This window comes from Sphingorhabdus contaminans (genome assembly GCF_007280415.1).
In the GTDB taxonomy this organism is placed as follows: Bacteria; Pseudomonadota; Alphaproteobacteria; order Sphingomonadales; family Sphingomonadaceae; genus Sphingorhabdus_B; species Sphingorhabdus_B contaminans.
In genome coordinates this window covers 1,473,575-1,496,075 of record NZ_VKKU01000001.1, presented here as the reverse complement: position 1 = coordinate 1,496,075, position 22,501 = coordinate 1,473,575, and the positions used below count along the sequence as shown (strand labels likewise).

Below are 22,501 nucleotides of genomic sequence, written 5' to 3'. Positions count from 1 at the left end.
GGAGGGTTAGCCCGCAAGACCGCTAAAGACCGCAAGTCCCAGAAAAATGAGGAAGCCCATTGAATCGGTGATCATGGTGACGAAAATAGAGCTTGAAACGGCCGGGTCCTGATCCAGCCGGTCGAGCAGCACCGGTATCGCGACGCCCGACAGGCCGGCAAGCGCAATGTTGCACAGGATCGCCGCTGCGATAACCCCCGCGAGCAGCCAGTTGCTGAAGATAAAGCCTGCGCCAAGTCCCGCGATAACCGCAATCGTCGCCCCGATCAGCAGCGCGACGCGAATCTCGCGCCATATGGAGCGTACGGTGTTGGACTGGGTCAGTTGATTGGTGGCAAGTGCGCGCACCGTGACGGCCAGCGTCTGCGTCCCGGCATTTCCGCCGATGGACGCGACAATCGGCATCAACACCGCAAGCGCCACCATTGTCTCGATCGCCGCGCCAAATTGCGCGATGATGAAGCTGGCGACCATGGCGGTGCCCAGATTGGCGATCAGCCAGCGGACGCGGGCCTTGTAACTGTCGGCAATCGGCTCGTTAATGTCGCCTTCGCCGGCACCCGACAGGCGCAAAATGTCCTCGTCGGCTTCTTCCTGAATGATGTGGACGATATCGTCGGCGGTGATGACACCGACCAGGCGTCCGCTCTGGTCCACCACCGCGGCGGAAATCAGGGCGTATTTCTGGAAACGCAGGGCGACCTCTTCCTGGTCCATGTCGACAGGGATCAGGGTCTGCTCGCGCTTCATGACCTCGCTGACCGGCACCTTGCGCTGGCTGCGCATGATCCAGCTCAATTTGCAGGTGCCGACCGGCTTGTGCTGCGGGTCGACGACGAAAACCTCCCAGAATTCCGTGGTCAGGTCCTGATGGTCGCGCAGATAATCGATGAGCTGGCCCACCGTCATATGCTCCGGCACCGCGACCAGTTCGCGCTGCATGATACGGCCGGCGGATTCTTCCGGATAGGACAGCGCGTCTTCGATGACCGCGCGGTCTTCGGGGTCCAGCTCGGCCAAAACGGCCTGCTGGTCCTCGATCTCCATATCCTCGATGATCGCAACGGCGTCATCGGTGTCGAGCTGCCCAGCCAGATCGGCGACCTGTGCCGGCTGCAGCGCGTCGATGATATCTTCGCGGACATAGTCGTTGACCTCGGCCAGCACATCCGCGCTCATCAGGTCGCCCATCGCCACGGCCAGCACGCCGCGCTGGTCCGACGGGGTCTGTTCCAGAAGGTCGGCGATATCCGCCTCGTGCAGCGGTTCGACCAGCCGCCTTACTTCGTCATGATCGCCCGATTCGACAGCGTCGAGAACGCGGTCCACAAAGTCGCGGGTCAGATTATTGTCTTCGTCCAGTGTTTCCATGACGTCATTGTCAAGGATTTCGGGATCGGCTGGTTCGCTGGTCATGTGCGGCCTCCCCTCGGGTTGCTGGATGGAATATGGCCTTCTCCTAAGCGTCCAAGTTCAAAATGCAATGATTTTGGCTTGGCCCGGACGATTGCATCGCCTAGGGCACGCACATTCATATCGTAAGGAGCCATCATGTCAGACGAAACCCTCACTTTTAGCCTGGATGACGGCGACGTTGTCATCAAGCTGCGCCCCGATCTGGCGCCGAACCATGTTGCACGCATCAAGGAACTGGCCAGCGAAGGCTTTTACGACGGTGTTAAGTTCCACCGCGTAATCCCCGGCTTCATGGCGCAGGGCGGTTGCCCCAATGGCACCGGCATGGGCGGTTCGTCCAAGCCGAATCTCGCGCAGGAATTCAACGCGGAGCCCCATGTGCGCGGAGTCTGTTCGATGGCACGGACCAATGATCCAAACTCCGCCAACAGCCAGTTTTTCATCTGCTTTGACGATGCAACGTTCCTCGACCGCCAATATACGGTCTGGGGACAGGTGATCAGCGGCATGGAACATATCGATGCCCTGCCAAAGGGCGAACCGCCCGCAAATCCGGGTGTCATCCGTAAGGCAACCGTCGGTTAACTGATAGGGGACGGTCTCTGAAGAGACGGTCCCTGTAGAAAGGCGCTGGGGACGGTCCCTTCAAGGACCGTCCCCGACACCGGATATTAGTCGTCCGCTTCGTCGTTGGCCGGCTCGGGCGGGCGCCTCGCTTCCATTACGGTCTTCAATTCTTCGGGCGAGATCTTTCCGTCCTTGTCCGCGTCAATATGTTCGAAATGCTGCGCCATCGGGCCGCGCGCTTCTTCCTTGGCGATAAAGCCATCTTTGTCCGCATCCAGAAATCCGAAAATCTGCTCGATACTCGGCCTGCCGCCAGCGGGGGGCTGGGGCGGTTGCTGTGCGAATGCAACGGTTGCGCACAGGATGGACGCGCCGACAGCAATTGATTTCAACATAAATGTTCCTTCTTTCTAGTAAGCCCTGCTTGGTGCTCAACCCAAGCTGAATGTGCCCTTTACGACGGTCACGCATTTCCCGGACAGCCATGCCCGGTCGCCATCCAGACGGCAGCCGAGATAGCCGCCGCGCGCCGATGCCTGATAAGCGGTGAAATCGTTGCGACCAAGTTCCGCCGCCCAATAGGGCGTCAGCACGGCATGCGCGCTGCCGGTGACGCTGTCTTCGTCGACGCCGGCGCCGGGCACGAAAACGCGGCTGACGACATCGGTGTCGGTGCCGGGCGCGGTTGCGGTGAAGCTGTCATCGCCAAAGGCCGCAAGGGCCTTCATATCGGGTTTTAAGGCCAGAATTTCTGCAGCTGTGGCATAGCGGAAGACATTATAATGATCAGGATTACGGAGCATGGACAATGGTTTGCCGCCCATAGCTGCCATCATTTCCGGAATGTCGACAGGGTCGGTGGGAATGGCGGGCAGGGCGACGGAATAGCTGTCGCCCTCACGGCGCACCTCCAATATTCCGGCCTTCCGTGTGCGGAATGTGATCCGGTCCTTATCCGGAAACTGCTGGAGCAAAATGTGCCCGCTGGCCAGTGTCGCATGTCCGCACAGACGGATTTCAACGGCAGGCGTAAACCACCGCAGTTCAAAATCTGCCTCACCGGTTGCATCGGGAATGGTGAAGGCGGTTTCGGCAAAGTTGTTTTCCTCGCCAATGGCTTGCAGCACGGCATCATCCAGCCATGCTTCCAACGGCATGACGGCTGCCTGGTTGCCGGTAAACGGACGGTCTGCGAACGCATCGACATGGTAATAGGGCAAGTCAGTCATGGTCGTGATCCTGATGTTCAATTGTTTCGGACGGGATGTAGCCAAGTTCATCCTTATGTCCTTCCGGGTCGGGGTGGATGAGCACCTCGACACCGGGAAATTCGTGCATCAACGCCTCTTCAACCTCGTCCATGATGCGGTGCGCTTGCAAAACAGTCATATTCGGATCGACCCAGACGTGAAATTGGCAAAAATCATGCGCCCCGCTTGATCGGGTGCGCATATCGTGGATACCGCGCAGCTCCGGGTGACGCATGGTGACTTCGATGAACCGCTGACGCTTTTCTTCAGGCCACTCGCGATCAAGCAACTGGTCAAGCGCCAGTTGCGCGGCGCGGTAGGCACCCCAGAGCAGCCAGCACGCAATCCCGATCCCGAAAACGGGATCCGCACCCCGCACATGCAGGAATGTTTCAAGCGCAATGCCGGTGATGACGGCAATGTTGAGCAGCAAGTCGGACTGGTAATGCACATGGTCGGCATGGATCGCGACCGATCCGGTCTTGCGGACGACATACCGCTGATATGCGAGAAGGCCCAGCGTTGCGACAATGGCGATGATGGAGACGCCAATGCCATATTCGGGATGAGCGGTCGTTTCACCCGAACCAAGCCTGTCGACCGCACGCCAGCCGATCAATATGGCGGACACGATCACCAATATGACCTGAATAAGCGCCGAAAGCGCCTCTGCCTTGCCATGGCCGAACCGGTGGTTGTCATCCGCCGGACGGGCGGCATAGCGGACACTGAACAGCGTCAGTAACGATGCGAGCACGTCAAAGCCCGTATCGGCCAGCGATCCCAAGAGCGCCACAGACCCGGTTTCAGCAGCGGCAAATATCTTAAGCGCGAGCAGGAAGAGCGCCATCGACACGCTGGCAATGGCCGCCCGAGTGGTCAGCGAACCATGCATTTCATGATGATGGTTATGCGCAAGGCTCACGGATAGAGCATTCCGCTCGTCCAGCCGTCTGCCGTGCGTTCATAAAGCCAGCGTTCGTGCAGCCGGAATTCGCGATCCTGCCAGAATTCGATGCGCTTTGGACTGACCATCCAGCCTGACCAATGTGGTGGGCGGGGGACGTCTTGCCCCGCATAACGGGCCTCGACCTCGGCAAAGCGGGCCTCGAATGTCGCGCGGTCCGCAAGGGGGCGGGACTGGTCGGATGCCCAGGCGCCTAGCTGCGAATTGCGCGAGCGGGTTGCGAAATAGGCGTCGGCGACCGCGTCCGCGACGGGGGTTGCGGCCCCTTCGATCCGAATCTGGCGGCGCAGGGATTTCCAGTGGAACAGCAGGGCGACATTCGGATTTTCCAGCAATTGTCCGGCTTTGCGGCTTTCAAAATTGGTGTAGAATATGTAACCGCCATGGCTGCCGAGGTCCGTGCCATGCCCTTTTAAAAGCACCATGCGGACAGAGGGCAGGCCGTCGGCACCTGCGGTGGCGAGCGCCATTGCGTTGGAATCATTTATTTCACTGGCGCGCGCTTCGGCGTACCATTGATCGAACAGTGTGAAGGGATCAGGTCTTTCCATATCGCAGCGATAGGCTAGACTGACCGAGGATAAAAGGGGGGACGGCATGACTATGCCATGGGAAAGCATTTTCGGTTGGACGAATAGCTGGGCGCTTGTCGGCTGGCTGATACTCGCATTCGCGCCGCAGCGGGACAGGGTGCTGCCTTATGTCTTCTATATGGGCTGCGGATTGCTTGCGTTGACCTATGCGGCGCTAATCGTGCCTTTGATGGCCGGATGGATTGACGATGGCGGAACCGCCAGCGGGCCCCAGCCCAGTTTGACCACCTTGGCAGGCGTTATGGCTTTGTTTTCCAGTCCGGGCGGGACAACAATCGGCTGGATCCACTATCTTGCCTTTGATCTGTTCGTAGGGTTGTGGGTTGCGCGCAATGCCGACCGGCATGGCTATTCCCGACTGGTCCAGATTCCGATCCTCTTCTTCGTCCTCATGGTTGGTCCCTTGGGGCTGCTTTTATACCTGATATTGCGCGCCACATGTAAAGGAAGGCCCGAAAATTCAACGGTCCCGAGTTGACTTATTGGCAACAATGCCGATTTAGAGTGGTAGATAGCTAATACAGGGACAAGCATGGCCGATCCATATTCCATTTTGGGCGTTTCAAAGAGCGCGGATGAAAAGGCGATTAAAAGCGCCTACCGCAAGCTCGCCAAGGAACTGCATCCAGACAAAAATGCGGATAATCCAAAAGCTGCCGAGCGTTTCAGCGAAGTAACGCGTGCCTATGACCTGCTGTCCGACGCCAAAAAACGCGGTCAATATGATCGCGGGGAAATCGACGAAAACGGCCAGCCTCGCGCGCCATTCGGTTTTGGCGGCAGCGATTTCGGCGGCAGCAGCCGGGGCCCCACGGGCGCAACATTCGATTTTGGCGGCAGCGGCATAGATCTGGGTGATATTTTTGATGGCATTTTTGGCGGTAGTTCCGGCCCGCCTCCGCGCGGCAGTGCCCGCCCGGGAAGTGCAGGACGCGCCCAACAAGCCCAGCCAGCGCGGGGCGCGAATATCGCTTATGAACATCTTGTTTCCTTCACCGACGCAGCAACATTGACGCCGCAGCGGATTACCCTGCGGGATGGCAAGACGGTTGAATTCAAATTGCCCAAGGGTGTTGTCGCAGGTCAGCAGATCCGCATTCCGGGACGGGGACAGCCGGGGCCTGGCGGCAATGGCGATGCGATGGTTACCCTGAAGATCGGCCGTCATCCGCATCTGGTGCGCGACGAAGACAATATCCGTATTGATTTGCCCATATCGCTGAAGGTCGCAATCAATGGCGGCAAGGTAAAGGTGCCCACCGTGGATGGGGCCGTCATGCTGACTGTTCCGCCCAAGACCAATTCCGGCACGACAATGCGTATCAAGGGACGCGGCTTCACCACCAAAAATGGCGACCGCGGCGACCAGCTTGTCAGCCTGATGATCCATCTGCCGACCGATCCTGCAGAACTGGCCAAATTGGCGGAATGTGTTTCGGGCGAAACGGTCGGGGTAGATATGGGTGTCTGAGCACTCGCCCCTCTCACCAGAGGCCCGTGCGCATAGTCCTTCGTTGCATGGTGAAAGCGAGGCCCGATGGTTCTCGCATCTCAACACTCCACAACAGGTGCGGGAGGTGGCGAAGCGCGTTTTCGTCGGTGTCTATAGCGAAGGCTTTGTCCATGCGGGCAATTTTGCCTATCTGTCGCTGGTTGTCCTCTTTTCCTTCTGCATTGTCGCTGCCGCAATTGCAGGGGCCTTCGGGCAGACGCAGTCGGGGATTGCGCTGATCAACGCCTTTTTCCAGACAGTTCCACCGGGCGTCGCCGATGCCCTGCGCGGTCCGGTCGAGAGCGCCATGACAGCGCGCTCCGGCCCCTTGCTCTGGTTCGGCGCAGCCGTCAGCCTCTGGACAACGGCGAGCCTGATCGAAACCATCCGCGACGTGATGCACCGTTCCTACGGGACGCAGCCGCATCTCTATTTCTGGCAATATCGGCTGGGGTCGCTCGGGACGGTAGTTGTCGCCGTGTTTCTGGCGATGATCGCATTCAGTGCGCAGGTTCTGGTGACGGCAATAGAGGAACTGGTCTACCGCTTCATTCCGCAGGCCCAGAATGTCGCGGGATATTTTGCGCTGGGTCGGTTCGTGCCGTTCCTGATCCTGTTTGTGGCAATCTACCTTATCTTCCGCGGGCTGACGCCGCAGAAATACAGGGATCCGATCTATCCCAAATGGCCGGGGGCGGCGCTGGTCAGCCTGTGGTGGCTGGGCTGTACGGCTTTGCTGCCTGTGTTTTTGTCGACGGTCAGCAACTATGACGTGACCTATGGCAGCCTTGCCGGCGTGATGGTGGCGCTGATCTTCTTTTATTTGATCGGACTGGGGATGGTAACTGGCGCACAATTGAATGCGGCTCTGGCCAACGCGCATGAAAATGGATTAAGAGGGCGCCAAAGCGAACTCTTGGATAAATGAGGATATTATGAGCGGATTGATGGCAGGCAAACGCGGATTGATCATGGGCCTTGCCAATGACAAGTCGCTGGCCTGGGGTATTGCCCAACGATTGAAGGCCGAAGGTGCCGAACTCGCCTTCAGCTATCAGGGCGAAGTCATGGAAAAGCGGGTCCGTCCGCTGGCCGAACAATTGGGCTGCGATTTTCTGATCGATTGTGATGTTTCCGACATGGCCAATCTGGACCGCGCCTTTGCGACGCTGGCCGACAAATGGCCGACGATCGATTTCGTCGTCCACGCCATCGGTTTTACGAACAAAGAAGCCCTGCGCGGCAAATATTTCGATGTCAGCCTCGACGATTTCCTGATGACGATGAACATCAGCGTCTACAGCTTCACCGCGGTTGCCAAGCGGGCTGCGGCCTTGATGAAACCCTTTGACCCGGAAACCGGCGAGGGCGGCGGCTCCATGCTGACGCTCAGTTATTATGGCGCGGAAAAGGTCGTTCCGCACTACAATGTCATGGGCGTTGCAAAGGCGGCGTTGGAAACATCGGTGAAATATCTGGCCAATGATGTGGGTCCTGACGGTATCCGCGTGAATGCGATTTCGGCTGGTCCCATCAAGACATTGGCCGCATCGGGTATCGGCGACTTCCGCTATATCCTGAAATGGAACGAGTATAACTCGCCGCTGCGCCGAAATGTGACCATCGACGATGTGGGTGCCTCCGCACTTTATTTCCTGTCTGACCTGTCCAAGGGCGTGACCGGCGAGACGCACCATGTCGATGCAGGCTATCACACCGTGGGTATGAAGCAGGAGGATGCTCCTGATATCGCTCTTTCGTGATAATCACCGGCCATAGCAACGAGCTGGTTCTCCTGCTTGTTGGCTGTGCGTTGCTGGTGGGTGTGCACGGATATTGGCATGCCAGACATTATTGGGAAGGGTTGCCCCCGATCCTTGATGCCTTTGTGTCGATGGCCGGTTTCGGTGCGGTGGTTGGCGCCTTTGTCTGGGGCGGACGCATCGGCTCCACGCTGGGCCATCCACATGCGGCGCGTGTGCTAGCCCTTGCCGTGACCCTGATCCTCTACCGCGCGGTGCGGACATGGATTGGCAAGGAACAGGTGAAGTATCGCAAGACGCGAAGCGGCGATTCTTCCGGCTCCCGATGATCATTCGTTCGGCACAAGACGACGATCTGGATATTATCGCCGACTTGCACAGGGCTGCCTTTTCGGCCACGGCCATGGGGTATCATGGTGAAGCGGACCTTGTTCGGGCACTTCACGCCGGAGATGATGTGGTCGCCAGTCTGATCGCGGAACGGGACGGCGATCTTTTGGGTCATGTAATATTTAGCTGCATGCGTGTAGAAGCCGACGGTAATCGGTTGCGAGCGGCGGGACTTGGGCCGTTGGCGGTCCGGCCGGATCAGCAACGAAACGGCATCGGTGCCGCTTTGATCCGCGCAGGGCTGACGATGTTGCGCGAAAAGGGAGTGCAGATCAGTTTTGTGCTCGGACATGCAGACTATTATCCCCGGTTCGGCTATTGTCCGGATCTTGCCAAGCCCTATATGTCACCTTTCGCAGGCCCGCATTTCATGGCGGTGCATCTGGACAGCGGCCTCGCTCTGCCGCAAAGGGGCAAGGCAGAATATGCATCCGCTTTTGCGCAAATGGAATGATACATGAGCTTTAACACCTTCGGCCGCGTATTCCGCTTTACCACATGGGGGGAAAGCCATGGGCCCGCGCTGGGCGCGGTGGTCGACGGTTGCCCTCCGGGCCTGGCGCTGAGCGAGGCGGATATCCAGCCTTTTCTGGACAAGCGCCGTCCCGGAACCTCGCGTTTCACGACGCAGCGGCAGGAACCCGATGCGGTGCGTATCCTGTCGGGTGTTTTCGAAGGCCGGACGACGGGCACGCCAATTTCGCTGATGATCGAAAATGTGGACCAGCGGTCCAAGGACTATTCCGACGTCGCCAAGGCGTACCGCCCCGGCCATGCCGATTACAGCTATGACGCCAAATATGGTTTCCGCGACTATCGCGGCGGTGGCCGGTCCAGCGCGCGAGAAACGGCGGCGCGGGTGGCTGCGGGCGCGGTGGCGCGGGCGGTTATCCCTGATGTCGAAATCATCGCCTATGTCGCCGAAATCGGCGGCGATGCGATTAACCGCGACAATTTCGAAGTCACGCAGATCGCCAAGAACCCGTTCTTCTGCCCCGACGAGGCTGCGGCTGCCCGCTGGGAAAAGTTGGTGGACGAGGCGCGCAAGGCCGGTTCATCGCTGGGCGCTGTGATCGAATGTGTCGCGACAGGTGTCCCCGCCGGTTGGGGCGCACCGCTTTACGCCAAGCTCGACAGCGAATTGGCCGCCGCGATGATGAGCATCAATGCCGTCAAGGGCGTGGAAATCGGTGCAGGCTTTGAAGCCGCGCGCCTGCGGGGTGAGGAAAATGCCGACCGGATGCGGCCCTCTACGGCCGGGTCCAACCAGCCTGAATTCCTCGCCAACAATGCCGGCGGAATTGCGGGGGGCATATCGACCGGGCAGCCCGTCGTGGTGCGGGTCGCGTTCAAGCCGACCTCGTCGATCCTGACCCCGGTCGAGACCGTCACGCGCGAGGGCGAGGCGACCGATATCGTCACCAAGGGCCGCCACGACCCTTGCGTCGGCATTCGCGGCGCGCCGGTGGTGGAGGCCATGATGGCGCTGGTACTTGCCGACCAGAAACTGCTGCACCGCGCCCAGTGCGGATAGGAGAAGGACATGCCTAAGCTCGATATCGACAGCATCCCGCAAAGCAATGCGACGGGCTACCCCGAACCTTTTAACCAAGCAGTCGAAGGCCGCTGGTGGCGCCGGCTTGCCCCGGTTGCGGGTTTGACCCAGATGGGCGCGAGCCACGTTGTTCTGAAGCCGGGCGGATGGTCATCGCAACGGCACTGGCACGAGGGTGAGGATGAGCTTGTTATCATGCTCTCGGGCGAAGCGGTGTTGATCGAAGATGACGGCGAAACCCCGATGCGCCCGGGCGATGTTGCCGCCTGGCCTGCAGGTGTCCGCAACGGCCATCATTTGGTCAACCGCAGCGATCAGGATTGCGTTTTCATCGCCATCGGTACCGGTGACCGGAGTAAAGGCGGGGGCTATTCGGATATCGACATGACCTTCAGCGATGAAGGTTATTTCCACAAGGACGGTACGCCCTATCCCACGACGCGGCTAATTTAGGTTACCGCTGTCTCGATCCGCTCGATCACCCAGCTTTCCTGCTCTGCCGCTGCATACCATTCTTCCATCCAGGGATGCGCCATCATGGCATCGACATAGCTTTGGGCAAAACCGGGCAGGGTGAAGCCATAGGTTACAAAGCGGGTCACCACAGGCGCCAGCATGATGTCCGCCGCGCTGAATGTCCCGAACAGATAGGGGCCCTGCTGACCGAAGCGGGAACGTGCCTCGGCCCAGTTTTGCAGGATGCGGACGGCATCGGCGCGGGTTTCGGCGGATACGGTGATATTTTCGAATTTCTTGCGCGTATTCATCGGACATTCGCGCCGCAACGACAGATAGCTGCTGTGCATTTCGGCCGATAGCGAACGCGCCATTCCGCGCGCTGCATTGTCCTTGGGCCAATAGCGGTCGCGGCCCACCTTGTCGGCGAGATAATCGATGATCGCGAGGCTATCCCAAACGACCACATCGTCGTCCCACAGAATCGGAACCTTGCCGGCCGAGGGTGCCACATCATCCTCGCGCTTCCGTTGATCCCAATTGGCATCATATAAGGGGACAACGACCTCTTCAAAATGCAGTCCCGATTGCTTGACCGCCAGCCAGCCACGGAGCGACCAGCTTGAATAGACTTTGTTACCGATAACCAGTTTGAGCGTCATGATGCGACTGCTTCTAACACCGCATCCCGCAAATCTTCAATCCCGCCCTTCTTTTCGGCAGAGGTGACCGAGAGGGCGGGGAAGGCGGCAACATGCTTGCGCAGTTTCGCCAGCGTGTCCGCCTCGACCGCCTCGCGCTCGCTCGCCTTGATCTTGTCGGTCTTGGTCAGCACGATGCGGTAGCTGATTGCTGCGGTGTCGAGCATTTTCATGATCTCATGGTCGACTTCCTTTATACCGTGACGGCTGTCGATCAGCAGAAACACCCGTTTGAGCACCGTGCGACCACGCAGATAATCATTTATCAGATAGCGCCATTGCTGCACGGTCTTCAGCGGTGCTTTGGCATAGCCATAGCCCGGCATGTCGACGATCCGGAACAAGGGCGGTGTGCCCACATCGAAAAAGTTCAGTTCCTGCGTGCGGCCAGGCGTATTGGAGGCGCGCGCCATGTCCTTGCGGTTGACAAGCGCATTGATCAGGCTGGACTTCCCGACATTGGACCGGCCGGCAAAGGCGATTTCAGGGACGACCGGATCCGGCAGAAATTCCAGCTTTGGGGCGGATTTCAAAAAGGTAACGGGTCCGGAGAAGATTTTGGACGTCATGTCGTTCATATCAAATGCCGCCAGCCTGCACCCACAGGTTGTCACCCTGAACCCGGTTCAGCGTGACAGCTTGTGCGTGGACAGTGTCTCTCACGTCGATGCCTTCGCCTTTTCGCGTGCTTTCTCTTCGGCTTCTTTTGCCATCTGTTCCTTCAGGATCGGATGGCGGGAATAGAGCCATTTCTGTTGCGCAATCGAAATCAGGTTCGACATCACCCAGTATAACTGAAGTCCTGCCGCGAACGGCGCCATGATGAACATCAAGAACCAGGGCATGATCGCAAAGACTTGCTTCTGCACTTCGTCCATGGGCTGCGGATTGAGCTTCTGCATCAGCCACATTGTTACGCCGAGCAGGATCGGCAGCACGCCAATTGCCAGGAATGTTGGCGGATCAAAGGGCAGGAGGCCGAACAGGTTGACCGGGGTCAACGGATCGGGTGCCGACAAATCCTTGAGCCACAGGGCAAAAGGCTGGTGCCGCATTTCAATCGACAGCATCAGAATCTTGTACAGGGCGAAGAAGATCGGAATCTGCAGCAAGATGGGCAGGCATCCGGCGAGCGGATTGACCTTTTCATCTTTGTACAGCTTCATCATCTCTTGCTGCAGACGGGGTTTGTCATCCTTCCAGCGTTCCTGCAGAGCCTTCATCTTCGGCTGTACGGCACGCATCTGCGCCATCGACGCAAACTGTTTCTGCGCGATTGGGAACATGAACAGGCGGACAATGATGGTCAGGCCGATAATGGCCACACCGAAATTACCGAACAGGCCAAACAGCCAGTGCAAGATCCAGAAGAAAGGAATGGCGAGGAACCAGAACCAGCCCCAGTCAATGGAGTAATCCAGCAAGGGGATGCCTTGCTTGTTTGCATACATGTCGAGTGTCTCGACTTCCTTTGCGCCAGCAAACAGGCGGGATTTCTGGGTAAAGGTCGCGCCGGGCGCTACCTTGGTCTGGTTCGCATTGACCATTTGCGACCAGTAAAAGCCGTCCTTGGTCTTGAACGAGGCATTGATCTTCACCTTTTGGTCGGGAATGAGTGCGGCGAGCCAATATTTTTCAGTTTCGCCAAGCCAGCCGCCGGTGGTCTGGTAATCCAGTTCACCCTTTGGTGCCTCAATCACTTCGTCATAATTTACATTGGTCAGTGTGCCGTCAAACACACCCATCGGACCGACATGGATGTTCCATGAATCGGGGTCCGGTGACTGGCCGTTCCGGCTCAGAAGGCCGAAAGGTGCGACCTCGACTTCCGTCGCCGATCCGTTGGTGAAACGTTGTTCGGCGGTAATCATATAGTCTTTGTCAACGGAGAGGACGATTTCGAACTTTTGGCCCTCAGGATTTACCCAGCTGAGTGTGACGGGCGCTTCGGGTGTCAGCATGTTGCTGCTGGGTGTCCAGATGCTTTTGTCGTCCGGTACTGTGACACCTTTGCCGACCCAGCCGAAGCGGGCAAAATGCGCTTTTGCCGTTCCGGACGGCGCGAGCAGGCGTACCGGCGGTGAATTTTTCGGCAATGCGGTGCGGTGCGTCAGCAACTGAAGGTCGTCGATGCGGGCACCTTCCAGATTGACCGAGCCCTTGAGCTTGGGTGTTTCGATTAAAATACGCGCACTGTTCCGCAGAGCAGTACCGAGTGGCAGATTTTTGGGGGCAGCGGCCGAAGCAATCACCGTAGGGGTCGTTTCTGAACCATTTGCCGGTGCCGCCTTTTGCGTCACACTCTGTTCCGGTGCCACAGCAGTCGGGAAGAACGTGCTGGCGACATAGGGCCAGCCGAACAGGATGAGGCCCGTCAGCAATACGGCAATTATCAGGTTACGCTTATCGTCCACGTTTAACTTTCCCCGTTATTCTAGCTTTTGGGCGGTTCATGGCACGGGATCGTGCCCGTGACCGCCCCAAGGTTGGCAGCGCAATAGCCGTTTGATGGCCAGCCAGCCACCCTTAATTGCGCCATATTTTTGAAGCGCCGTTATCGCATAGGCCGAACAGCTCGGGCTGTAGCGGCAGCTTGGCGGCAGGATGCGCGACGGTCCCAATTGCCAGCCGCGCGCGACCAATATGAGGACCCGTGCAATCATGCGCAGAGCTTTTCCAGCGCCTTTGCCATATCGGCGCGCAGCGCTGCAAAATCGCGTTCAATGCCACCATCGCGTCCGATCAGGATATGGTCAGCGCCCTGCTTGCCTTTTTCGGCCAGCATTTCCTGGGCCAGTGCGCGAAAACGGCGGCGCATCCTGTTGCGAACGACGGCATTTCCCACCTTTTTGGTGATGGTGATGCCGAGGCGAATGTCAGGCTGATCGTCTTGCCGGTCCTTTACCAGTAAAACAAAACCGGGAGTTGCGTAACGCTTCCCCCGGTTGGCGGCCAGAAAATCCGACCGTTTTTTAATGACGCTGTAACCGCGCATATCGCGGTCCGCCGTCGTCTGGATCAGGCCGACAGCTTCTTGCGGCCACGTGCGCGGCGCGCGTTCAGGATGGCGCGGCCAGATGCGGTCGACATGCGCAGGCGAAAACCGTGGCGACGGGCACGCACGAGATTGCTCGGCTGGAAAGTGCGCTTCATGACTGTAATCCTTAGTTTTTAGTCGGTATGAAATGAAAAGGGCCGCCGAATCTGTCCAGCGACCGCCTTTGTTGACGTGGCCATTATGCGTGGGGCGAGCAAAAGTCAACACGCTCAGGGCAGTTTCATACCAATATCATCGCGTCGGCACAGGTGCATGATGTCGCGTTTGATATCGGGAAAAGGAGGCCTGTGTTGCACCTTGCTCCGCCGCAAGGCCCAGTCGGCCCACCGGCCATATTCGGGATGCTGTTTGGACAGGCGCGAATACCGCTTCTTTGCCCAGAGTGAATGTTTCAGAATTACACCCAGGCCAATGACGAACAGGGCAAGTCCGCCCGGGCCCGGCAGCCAGCTGACCAGCGGTGCGGAGATAACCAGTGCCCAGCCCAGAATCACCATGGCCCATCGATATGCGGATGAATCGGTCCACCGGGTTTTTTGGGGTGCGGTCATGGCCCTGATGTGGGTTGGCAGTGTCCGACTTGCAAGTTCCCATCGGATTTCGGGAATAATCGGCACGCGAAGGCGTACAAATTTACAACACTGTAAACAATTCGTAGCAAATTCATGGAAGATGGCCTCATTGCCCTTTTAAACCGGGCGCAAAACCGCCATATCAGGGACAATATGCCAAACGCTCTCCCCCATTTGCACCGTATTGGTGTTTTGCCCGCTGACATTGATTTCATGGGGCACGTCAATAACGCCCGCTACCTGAACTGGGTACAGGAAGCCGTGCTGGCACATTGGAACAAACTGGCGCCGCCCGAGACGGCGGCGAAATATTTGTGGGTCGCGCTGAAGCACGAAATCACGTACCGCAAGCCTGCGTTCCTGGAAGATGATGTGATTGCCACGGTTGTCCTGGAAAAGGTGCAGGGTGCCCGTTCCTTTTACGACACGGTGATCAAACGTGGCGAGGAAGTTCTGGCCGAAGTCAAATCAAGCTGGTGCTGCATCGACGCCAAGACGCTGCGCCCCGCGCGGATTGCCGCGGAAATTCAGGAATATTTCTTTCCCAAGGATTGAAGTGTTGGAGATGCCCCTCTCCAACTCCGCCTAGGCCTGGCGGCCAATGTTTTCTTAATAGATAACGTCACCCTGAACTTGTTTCAGGGTCCATCGCGCAATTGCACCCGTTGTGTTAAGGAAAAACCAGCCGAGCGGAACTGTATGGCGTGTCACGACAGGGCGGGAATGGACTGACAAATGGACCCTGAAACAAGTTCAGGGTGACGGTGTGGATGAGGGGTAAAGGGTTGGGGTACCTCTGGACTGTGCACCCCCAACCACCCATCAGAATATCGGATCGTTCGCTCCGCCATCATCTATCGACGAGACATCGCTGTGGATGCCGCACTCGACCTTGTCCCAGCCTTTCCAGCGGCCCGATCGCGGGTCTTCGCCCGGTGCAACCTTGCTGGTGCAAGGCGAGCAGCCGATGGAAGGATAGCCCTGTTCCACCAGCGGATGCGGCGGAAGATTATGTTCGGCCATATAGGCATCCAGACGGGCCTTGTCCCAATCGGCCAGTGGATTGACCTTCAGGCGGCCTTCTTCAATCTCGAAGCGCGGCAATGCCTTGCGGGTGGCGGCCTGAAACGCCTTGCGGCCGGTAAATTGCGCATCAAAACCGGCAAGCGCAGCCTTGAGCGGTAAGACCTTACGGATTTCGCAGCAACCGTCGGGATCATAGGACCAGCGCAGGCCGGTGCCGTCCCGTTCCGCCAGCAAGGCAGGGTCGGGCGTCAGGTTCCTGAGATCGGTAAAGCCGATAAGCTCCTGCAATTCCTCGCGATAGCTGATGGTTTCGGGAAAATGCTTTCCGGTATCGAGAAACAGGACCGGTACGGTCGGATCGATACTGGCGATCAGGTGCAGCAACACGGCGCTTTCCGCGCCAAAGCTGGACACGATCGCCGCGTCACCCAGCATATTTTCTTTCAGCAGGACGGTCAGCATCTCCACCGTATCGCGCCCCCGGAACATGTTGTTCAGGCGAACGGCATCGGCCTCCGTATAACGGGGGCGCGTGTCGATACGGTCGATGATGCGGACCTGCTCACCCATGCCGTAATTTCCACACAGGTACGGCTGCGTCCGCGGCTTTCTGGTAATATTGGTCATAGGTCGACAGGGCCCGCTCGACCGCCTCGGGGTTCAGCGAACCTTCGGGCGCAAAGCTGTCAAAACCGCAGCGGCGCATGAACGCGATCTGGTCGACCAGAACATCGCCCTGTGCACGCAATTCGCCGGTGTAGCCAGCCTCGCGCAGGATCCGTGCGGAGCTATAGCCCCTGCCATCGCGGAATTTGGGGAAGGCGACTTCGATCAGGGTCAGCCGGTCCAGAAAAGGGATCAGCTTGCGCGCATCGTCATCGGGTTCCAGCCGCACGGCCGAGGCGTTCGACTGGTCCAGAAAGGCATCCAGTGTGACCGAAGGCTGTTCGGTGACTTCATCGTCACGATAGCGGAACTCAACCATAGATCGCCTCCTTGAACGGGTCCATGCCAACGCGGCGGTAGGTATCGACAAAACGCTCGTCGCCTTCGCGCAGCTCACGATATTTCTCGACCGCCTTTTCGACCGCATCGACGATGCCGTCTTCGTCAAATCCGGGGCCGGTGATCTTGCCGATCGACACATCCTCTGCGCCGGATCCACCGAGCGTGAGCTGGTAATTTTCGACGCCTTTCTTATCCACGCCCAATATGCCGATATGACCGGCATGATGGTGGCCGCAGGCGTTGATGCAGCCGGAGATTTTAAGCTTCAGCTCGCCGACGTCACGCTGCCGCTCGGCGTCGGCGAAGCGGGTGGCAATTTTCTGGGCGATGGGGATGGAACGGGCGTTGGCGAGGCTGCAATAATCAAGACCGGGGCAGGCGATGATGTCGCTGATGAGGTCAAGATTGGCGTTGGCCAGATCGGCGTCACGCAATGCCTGCCATACCGCATAGAGGTCGCGCTTGGCGACATGCGGCAGTACGATATTCTGCGCATGGGTCACGCGCAGTTCGTCGAAGCTGTACTTTTCGGCCAGGTCCGCCATCACGTCGATCTGCGCAGAGGACGCGTCACCGGGAATGCCGCCAATGGGCTTCAGGCTGATATTGACGATGGCGTAGCCAGCTTGCTTGTGCGGCTTTACATTCTGGTCCAGCCAGACAGCGAAATCGGGGTCGCTGCGGTCCGGTTCCACATCCGCCGCGTCGAAGGCGGGGGCTGCGAAAAAGGCGCTGATCCGCTCCAGCTCGGCAAGGGGCGGGTCGATGCCCAGCGTTTTGACATGGGCGAATTCTTCGGCGACCTGGCGGCGATATTCGTCGGCACCGATTTCGTGGACAAGGATCTTTATCCGCGCCTTGTAGATATTGTCCCGGCGGCCATAGCGGTTGTAGACGCGCAGGCAGGCCTCGATATAGCTCAGCAGATCGTCGGCCTTGACAAAGGGGTTGATTTCCGGGGCGATCATCGGCGTCCGGCCCATGCCGCCGCCGACAAACACGCGGGCGCCGAGCTCGCCATCCTTGCGCACAAGTTCCAGGCCGATGTCGTGCAGACGCATCGCGGCGCGATCTTCGGGCGATGCAATTACCGCGATCTTGAACTTGCGGGGCAGATAGCTGAATTCGGGGTGGAAGGTCGACCACTGCCGCAGCAATTCCGCCCAGGGACGCGGGTCGGTAACCTCGTCCGCCGCCGCGCCTGCATATTGGTCCGAACTGATGTTGCGGATGCAGTTGCCGCTGGTCTGGATGGCGTGCATTTCAACGCTCGCCAATTCTTCCAAAAGGTCGGCGCATTCTTCCAGCTTGATCCAGTTATACTGGATATTCTGCCGGGTCGTGAAGTGGCCGTAATCCCGGTCATATTTGCGCGCGATATGCGCCAGCATCCGCATCTGGCGGCTGTCGAGCGTGCCGTAGGGAATGGCGACGCGCAGCATATAGGCGTGCAGTTGCAGATAAAGGCCGTTCATCAGCCGCAGGGGCTTGAACTGGTCTTCCGTGATCTCGCCCGCCATGCGGCGGTTCACCTGATCGCGAAACTCCGCCACGCGGGCGTCGACGATGGCTTGGTCGTAATTGTCATATTTATACATGTCAGATGATCCAGTCGCCTGCCGCCGGGTCGGCGGGCTTGAGGGTGAGGTCGGGGCGGACCGTGGGGCCGAGGGCGCGGACGCGGTCCTTGATATGGGCCGGGCGCGGACCTTCGGGTGTGGCTATTGCATCAATGATGTAAGGCGCATTCACCCGCCGTGCGCCTTCTTCGGCGTGCAGAATGGATTCGCCGCCTTCGCCGACGTCCACGGCGTCTTCGACATGGATGGACCATCCATTGCCGGTCCACCAGGTGACGGCACCCGATCCCAATTCATTTCCGGTCAGTAATTTCACGCCAGTGCCTCCGCCTGTTGAGCAATATGGATAAGCCGGTCTTCGGCATCGGATTTCAGGACGACATCACCCACAACGATGATCGCCGGCGAGGCGACCTTTTCGCGCGCAATCATGTCGCCAAGATCGGTCAGGATGGTCCGCAAGGCGCGCGAATTCGGCCGCGTAACGCGTTCAAGGACCGCAACCGGCGTGTCGGGGGACAGGCCATCCGAAATCAGCTTTTCGGTAATGTCCGCGGCGGTCGCGATGCCCATATAGATGACAAGCGTACGGCCTTTTCCGGCAAGGCCCGCCCAATTCTGGTCCGTCAGGCCCTTGCACTGTCCGGCAACGAAGGTCACCGCGCTGGATGCGTCGCGGTGGGTGAGGGGCATCATCGATGCTGCCGCACCGCCCATCGCCGCCGAGATTCCGGGAACGACTTCCACGGCCACGCCTGCGTCGCGGCAGGCTTCGGCTTCTTCGCCGCCGCGGCCAAAGATAAAGGGATCGCCGCCTTTAAGCCGGACAACCATATGCCCCGCCTTGGCCTCACGCACCAAAATGGCGTTTATTCCGTCCTGCGGAACCGTGTGCTTCGACCGGCTCTTGGCAACGGAAATCAGACGGGCAGCCGGATTGATCATCGCCATAATGGCATCGTCAACCAGACCATCATGCACGACCACATCCGCAGTCGCGATCAGGCGCGCGGCCTTGAGTGTCAGCAGTTCAGGGTCACCGGGACCCGCGCCGACCAGATAGACATGTGCTTTTTCCATTGCCGCAAGATGGCGTTTGGGATGCACTGCATCAAATCAGGATATATTGGCTTCACCCTAGAAGAACTTTAGGGACCCGGTGTGATCGCCTTATTCCTCAATCAGGACCGGTGCGACTTCCTCGTCCTTCAGGCCAATTCCAAGCATCGCTTTGGGCACATCATTTTCCGAAGAAACAACGGGATAGGCGCAATAGTCGGCGGCATAATAAGCGCTCGGCCGATGGTTGCCCGACAGTCCGACCCCGCCAAAGGGTGCGGAGGAGGATGCTCCATTGGTGGGGGCATTCCAGTTGACGATACCCGCGCGGCTATTCGCCCAGAATTCGTCATATTGTTCGGGCGTTCCGCCAATCAGCGACGCGGAAAGACCAAAACGCGTATTATTCGCCTCGGTAATCGCCGAGGTAAAATCAGGAACCCGGATGACCTGCAAAAGCGGCCCGAACAGCTCGATATCCGGGCGATCGTCCATATCGGTAACGTCGATGATACCGGGTGTCAGAAAGGGACGTCCCTGTTCGGCGACCTTCAGATGCTTGATCGGGCGACCGCCCCTGCTCATCAGCGCGAGATAGCTTTCAATCAGATTGTCGCACACATCCTTGTCGATGACCGGCCCCATGAATGGCGGCGGCTCGCTATGCGGGTCACCAATGATCAGACGGTCCGCGATCTTTTTTATTTCACCGACAAGCTGGTCATAAAGGGTATCCTTGACGATCAGGCGGCGGGCGGCAGTGCAGCGTTGCCCTGCGCTCAGGAATGCGGACTGGATAATCAAAACTGCGGCGCTGTGGATGTCGCGGGTGTCCCACGCGATGATCGGGTTGTTGCCGCCCATTTCGAGCGCGAGAATTTTGTCAGGGCGATGGGCAAACTGACGGTTGAGGGCAATGCCCGTCTGTGCGGAACCTGTGAACAGCAGGCCGTCAATGTCGGCATGGGCGGACAGCGCTTTGCCGATGTCGGGACCGCCCTGCACAACGCGAACCGCATCCTCGGGTATTCCGGCCTTATGATAATAATCGACCAGCATTTCGCCGGTGGCAGGTGTCTTTTCGGACGGTTTGAATACAATCGCGTTGCCCGCGATCAGCGCAGGAACGATATGCCCGTTCGGCAGATGCGCCGGAAAATTATAGGGCCCCAATACGGCCAGCACCCCGTGCGGCTTGTGCCGAAGCGCGGTGCGCGTGCCTACCTTGCCGTCCAGCCGCCGTTGCGATGTCCGGTCGGCATAGGCGCGGACGGAAATATCGACCTTGTTGACGACCGATTCGACCTCGGTGCGCGCTTCCCAAAGAGGTTTTCCGGTTTCCCGCGCGATGGTGTCGGCGAATTGTTCGAGGTCTGCACGAACCCGGTTTGCAAAAATCCGGATGCGTTCGATACGTTCCGATAGAGGCGCAGCGGCCCATTTTGACCATGCCGCACGCGCCTTTGCCACTTCCGTGTCGACATCACTTGTCTGCCCGCGCCAAAGCTCGGCACCTGTTGCGGGTTCAAAGGATATTAATTCGGACAAAATGCGCCTTGTTCTATGATGGTTAATACCGGTTTACCATGAAATGGCTGAAATAGTTTTACATCGGGTAAATCAAGACGGCAAAATACGTCATCCCTTTACTGCCGACAGTGCCTCCCGCATTGTCCTAATCGCTTCGACTTTCTGCATCAACGGGTCCCAATCATCCTTTTCGGCAATGGCCGACCAGATTTGTTCAACCTCCGCAATCAGCATGGAGCACGGCGTGGAGGCAGTCCAATAGGGGTGTGTATCCTCAACCGCCGGACGATAGTCGGCCAATATGGCTTCGAAAGCGTCGCTGAATTCGCCGCTTTGGCGCGTATCGGGCAGCCGTCCGCCACGATAGCCGTGAAAGAAAATGTCGATCGGTATTTTGCCGCGTGCCATTGCCCGTTCCGCAGCCTCGACCAGCTCGCGGTCGCGTTCATCGCCTCGGGATTGAAGGCCAAGCCGCCATAAAAAGCGCCTGATGATCGCCGCCTGGAAAAGGGCAGGATAACGTTCCAAAGCCTCAATCAATGGGGGTGCCTCACACAGCAGCCGAAGCGAGACGGCCAATTGTCCGAGATTCCAGTGCATCGCCTCTGCCTGGCGTCCAAAGGCATAAAGTCCGGTTTCGTCAAAATAGGCGGCGGTGAAATGCGGGTCCCAAAATTCGGTAAACCGCCAGGGCCCGTAATCAAAGCTTTCGCCGGTGATGTTAATATTGTCGGTGTTGAGCACGCCATGCACAAAGCCTGCGACCATATAGGATGCGGCAAGATCGGCGATACGCTCGACAGCAAGGTGGAGCAACTGCGCCGCTGGATTATCGCCGGGCGTTTCATTGTATAAAATCGTCAAACAAAAGGCGACCAGCCTTTCCATGCTTTCGCTGTCACCTTCGGCTGCCATGCGCTGAAAGGTCCCGATCCGGATGTGGCTGTGGCTCAGGCGGACGAGCACTGCAGAGCGTGTTGGCGATGGTTCGTCCCCGCGCATCAGTTCCTCGCCGGTTTCGATAAGCGAAAAGCTTTTGGATGTGTTGACGCCGAGGGCTTCGAGCATTTCGGTCGCCAATATCTCGCGCACACCACCTTTTAGCGTCAGCCGGCCGTCACCGCGGCGACTATAGGGCGTGGTGCCCGAACCCTTGGTGCCGAAATCGAGCAAGCGGTCCAGTCCGTCGCGTAACTGCGCAAACAGAAAGCCCCGGCCATCGCCGATTTCCGGGTTGTAGACGCGGAATTGATGCCCATGATACCGCAGCGCCAGCGGTTCGGGCATATTATCGGGAAGCGGAACGAACCGGCCAAAATGCTGCACCCACAGATCGTCGCTCAGCGAATCCAGGCCGACGGTCGATGCCCACAGATCGTTGCGGTACCTAAGGATCGTCCGGGGAAAGTCGGCAGATCGGACGGGATCACCAATTTTTGCACCAAGGCTGGCGATTTTTGGATCGGGGCGATAGGGGGAGGGCAGGACGTTAATATGCATCGGTCCCGTTTGGGCGGG

General features: G+C 58.5%; 29 protein-coding genes. 10 read left to right on the top strand and 19 right to left on the bottom strand.

The features are described from left to right. Positions 1-6: 6 nt before the first annotated feature. A complete protein-coding gene (gene mgtE, locus FOM92_RS07235; RefSeq protein WP_143776071.1) occupies positions 7-1,416 on the bottom strand; it encodes a magnesium transporter in 1,410 nt (469 codons plus the stop codon). 135 nt (positions 1,417-1,551) lie between these two features. On the opposite strand from mgtE, the gene FOM92_RS07230 reads away from it, so the two are divergent. Then, positions 1,552-2,001, top strand: a complete 450-nt coding sequence (locus FOM92_RS07230) for a peptidylprolyl isomerase (RefSeq protein WP_143776070.1) — start codon at positions 1,552-1,554, stop codon at positions 1,999-2,001. Positions 2,002-2,087: 86 nt separating this feature from the next. Here FOM92_RS07230 and FOM92_RS07225 read toward each other — a convergent pair whose 3' ends face one another. The 4 genes from FOM92_RS07225 to pdxH are packed head-to-tail and all read right to left on the bottom strand — an operon-like array spanning position 2,088 to position 4,799. Continuing rightward, the gene (locus FOM92_RS07225; protein WP_143776069.1) at positions 2,088-2,378 is read right to left on the bottom strand and encodes an EF-hand domain-containing protein; all 291 of its coding nucleotides are present in this window, start codon (positions 2,376-2,378) and stop codon (positions 2,088-2,090) included. Between the two features lie 36 nt (positions 2,379-2,414). Beyond that, positions 2,415-3,212 (bottom strand): PhzF family phenazine biosynthesis protein, encoded by a 798-nt coding sequence (locus tag FOM92_RS07220; protein ID WP_143776068.1) that lies wholly within the window; start codon positions 3,210-3,212, stop codon positions 2,415-2,417. Next, complete coding sequence (locus tag FOM92_RS07215) at positions 3,205-4,128, bottom strand: cation diffusion facilitator family transporter (RefSeq protein ID WP_143776374.1); 924 nt, start codon at positions 4,126-4,128, stop codon at positions 3,205-3,207. Before FOM92_RS07215 ends, FOM92_RS07220 begins: the two co-directional genes overlap by 8 nt. Before the next feature lie 26 nt (positions 4,129-4,154). After that, positions 4,155-4,799, bottom strand: coding sequence for a pyridoxamine 5'-phosphate oxidase (gene pdxH, locus FOM92_RS07210; RefSeq protein WP_425473367.1), 645 nt, complete (start codon positions 4,797-4,799; stop codon positions 4,155-4,157). Here pdxH and FOM92_RS07205 point away from each other — a divergent pair. From FOM92_RS07205 to FOM92_RS07170, 8 genes are all read left to right on the top strand, one after another. Then, entirely contained in the window at positions 4,798-5,271 is a 474-nt protein-coding gene (locus tag FOM92_RS07205; protein ID WP_246087184.1) for an ABA4-like family protein, read from the top strand. The genes pdxH and FOM92_RS07205 overlap by 2 nt on opposite strands. A gap of 54 nt (positions 5,272-5,325) precedes the next feature. Next, positions 5,326-6,264 (top strand): DnaJ C-terminal domain-containing protein, encoded by a 939-nt coding sequence (locus FOM92_RS07200; RefSeq protein WP_143776067.1) that lies wholly within the window; start codon positions 5,326-5,328, stop codon positions 6,262-6,264. 106 nt (positions 6,265-6,370) lie between these two features. After that, on the top strand, positions 6,371-7,213 hold the full coding sequence (locus FOM92_RS07195) for a YihY/virulence factor BrkB family protein (protein ID WP_170226810.1): 843 nt from the start codon (positions 6,371-6,373) through the stop codon (positions 7,211-7,213). Between the two features lie 7 nt (positions 7,214-7,220). Continuing rightward, positions 7,221-8,048 carry an enoyl-ACP reductase FabI gene (fabI, locus tag FOM92_RS07190; protein WP_143776065.1) on the top strand — a complete coding sequence of 276 codons (828 nt, stop codon included), beginning with the start codon at positions 7,221-7,223 and terminating at the stop codon, positions 8,046-8,048. After that, positions 8,045-8,377: a hypothetical protein gene (locus FOM92_RS07185; RefSeq protein WP_143776064.1), complete on the top strand. Its 333-nt coding sequence runs from the start codon at positions 8,045-8,047 to the stop codon at positions 8,375-8,377. The genes fabI and FOM92_RS07185 overlap by 4 nt, the downstream gene beginning before the upstream one ends. Then, complete coding sequence (locus tag FOM92_RS07180; RefSeq protein WP_170226809.1) at positions 8,374-8,892, top strand: GNAT family N-acetyltransferase; 519 nt, start codon at positions 8,374-8,376, stop codon at positions 8,890-8,892. Before FOM92_RS07185 ends, FOM92_RS07180 begins: the two co-directional genes overlap by 4 nt. A 3-nt stretch (positions 8,893-8,895) precedes the next feature. Continuing rightward, positions 8,896-9,972 (top strand): chorismate synthase, encoded by a 1,077-nt coding sequence (aroC, locus tag FOM92_RS07175; RefSeq protein WP_143776062.1) that lies wholly within the window; start codon positions 8,896-8,898, stop codon positions 9,970-9,972. Positions 9,973-9,981: 9 nt separating this feature from the next. Then, complete coding sequence (locus FOM92_RS07170; protein ID WP_143776061.1) at positions 9,982-10,446, top strand: cupin domain-containing protein; 465 nt, start codon at positions 9,982-9,984, stop codon at positions 10,444-10,446. Here the strand turns inward: FOM92_RS07170 and FOM92_RS07165 are convergent. The 7 genes from FOM92_RS07165 to FOM92_RS07135 all read right to left on the bottom strand — a co-directional run bounded on the left by FOM92_RS07165 (position 10,443) and on the right by FOM92_RS07135 (position 14,759). After that, complete coding sequence (locus FOM92_RS07165; protein WP_143776060.1) at positions 10,443-11,111, bottom strand: glutathione S-transferase family protein; 669 nt, start codon at positions 11,109-11,111, stop codon at positions 10,443-10,445. The genes FOM92_RS07170 and FOM92_RS07165 overlap by 4 nt on opposite strands. After that, positions 11,108-11,728, bottom strand: coding sequence for a ribosome biogenesis GTP-binding protein YihA/YsxC (yihA, locus tag FOM92_RS07160; RefSeq protein ID WP_143776059.1), 621 nt, complete (start codon positions 11,726-11,728; stop codon positions 11,108-11,110). The genes FOM92_RS07165 and yihA overlap by 4 nt, the downstream gene beginning before the upstream one ends. Before the next feature lie 81 nt (positions 11,729-11,809). Beyond that, positions 11,810-13,564, bottom strand: coding sequence for a membrane protein insertase YidC (yidC, locus tag FOM92_RS07155; protein ID WP_143776058.1), 1,755 nt, complete (start codon positions 13,562-13,564; stop codon positions 11,810-11,812). Between the two features lie 36 nt (positions 13,565-13,600). Continuing rightward, positions 13,601-13,813 (bottom strand): membrane protein insertion efficiency factor YidD, encoded by a 213-nt coding sequence (gene yidD, locus FOM92_RS07150; protein WP_143776057.1) that lies wholly within the window; start codon positions 13,811-13,813, stop codon positions 13,601-13,603. Beyond that, positions 13,810-14,145, bottom strand: coding sequence for a ribonuclease P protein component (gene rnpA / locus FOM92_RS07145; protein WP_143776056.1), 336 nt, complete (start codon positions 14,143-14,145; stop codon positions 13,810-13,812). Before rnpA ends, yidD begins: the two co-directional genes overlap by 4 nt. Before the next feature lie 23 nt (positions 14,146-14,168). Beyond that, a complete protein-coding gene (gene rpmH, locus FOM92_RS07140; RefSeq protein WP_143776055.1) occupies positions 14,169-14,303 on the bottom strand; it encodes a 50S ribosomal protein L34 in 135 nt (44 codons plus the stop codon). 114 nt (positions 14,304-14,417) lie between these two features. Next, the gene (locus FOM92_RS07135; protein WP_143776054.1) at positions 14,418-14,759 is read right to left on the bottom strand and encodes a hypothetical protein; all 342 of its coding nucleotides are present in this window, start codon (positions 14,757-14,759) and stop codon (positions 14,418-14,420) included. A 174-nt stretch (positions 14,760-14,933) separates the two neighbouring features. Here FOM92_RS07135 and FOM92_RS07130 point away from each other — a divergent pair, with 174 nt between their 5' ends. After that, positions 14,934-15,335 (top strand): acyl-CoA thioesterase, encoded by a 402-nt coding sequence (locus tag FOM92_RS07130; protein WP_143776053.1) that lies wholly within the window; start codon positions 14,934-14,936, stop codon positions 15,333-15,335. A 267-nt stretch (positions 15,336-15,602) separates the two neighbouring features. On the opposite strand, the gene FOM92_RS07125 is transcribed toward FOM92_RS07130, so the two are convergent. The 7 genes from FOM92_RS07125 to FOM92_RS07095 all read right to left on the bottom strand — a co-directional run bounded on the left by FOM92_RS07125 (position 15,603) and on the right by FOM92_RS07095 (position 22,483). Beyond that, positions 15,603-16,376, bottom strand: a complete 774-nt coding sequence (locus tag FOM92_RS07125) for a phosphoadenylyl-sulfate reductase (RefSeq protein ID WP_143776052.1) — start codon at positions 16,374-16,376, stop codon at positions 15,603-15,605. Continuing rightward, a complete protein-coding gene (locus FOM92_RS07120) occupies positions 16,369-16,791 on the bottom strand; it encodes a DUF934 domain-containing protein (protein ID WP_143776051.1) in 423 nt (140 codons plus the stop codon). The genes FOM92_RS07125 and FOM92_RS07120 overlap by 8 nt, the downstream gene beginning before the upstream one ends. Next, positions 16,784-18,412, bottom strand: a complete 1,629-nt coding sequence (locus tag FOM92_RS07115) for a nitrite/sulfite reductase (RefSeq protein WP_143776050.1) — start codon at positions 18,410-18,412, stop codon at positions 16,784-16,786. The genes FOM92_RS07120 and FOM92_RS07115 overlap by 8 nt, the downstream gene beginning before the upstream one ends. Before the next feature lies 1 nt (position 18,413). Next, on the bottom strand, positions 18,414-18,710 hold the full coding sequence (locus FOM92_RS07110) for a DUF2849 domain-containing protein (RefSeq protein WP_143776049.1): 297 nt from the start codon (positions 18,708-18,710) through the stop codon (positions 18,414-18,416). Continuing rightward, positions 18,707-19,474 (bottom strand): uroporphyrinogen-III C-methyltransferase, encoded by a 768-nt coding sequence (gene cobA / locus FOM92_RS07105; protein WP_143776048.1) that lies wholly within the window; start codon positions 19,472-19,474, stop codon positions 18,707-18,709. Before cobA ends, FOM92_RS07110 begins: the two co-directional genes overlap by 4 nt. A 90-nt stretch (positions 19,475-19,564) precedes the next feature. Next, positions 19,565-21,004: a succinylglutamate-semialdehyde dehydrogenase gene (gene astD, locus FOM92_RS07100; RefSeq protein WP_143776047.1), complete on the bottom strand. Its 1,440-nt coding sequence runs from the start codon at positions 21,002-21,004 to the stop codon at positions 19,565-19,567. 87 nt (positions 21,005-21,091) lie between these two features. Continuing rightward, positions 21,092-22,483, bottom strand: a complete 1,392-nt coding sequence (locus FOM92_RS07095) for a protein adenylyltransferase SelO family protein (RefSeq protein ID WP_143776371.1) — start codon at positions 22,481-22,483, stop codon at positions 21,092-21,094. Between the last annotated feature and the right edge of the window lie 18 nt (positions 22,484-22,501).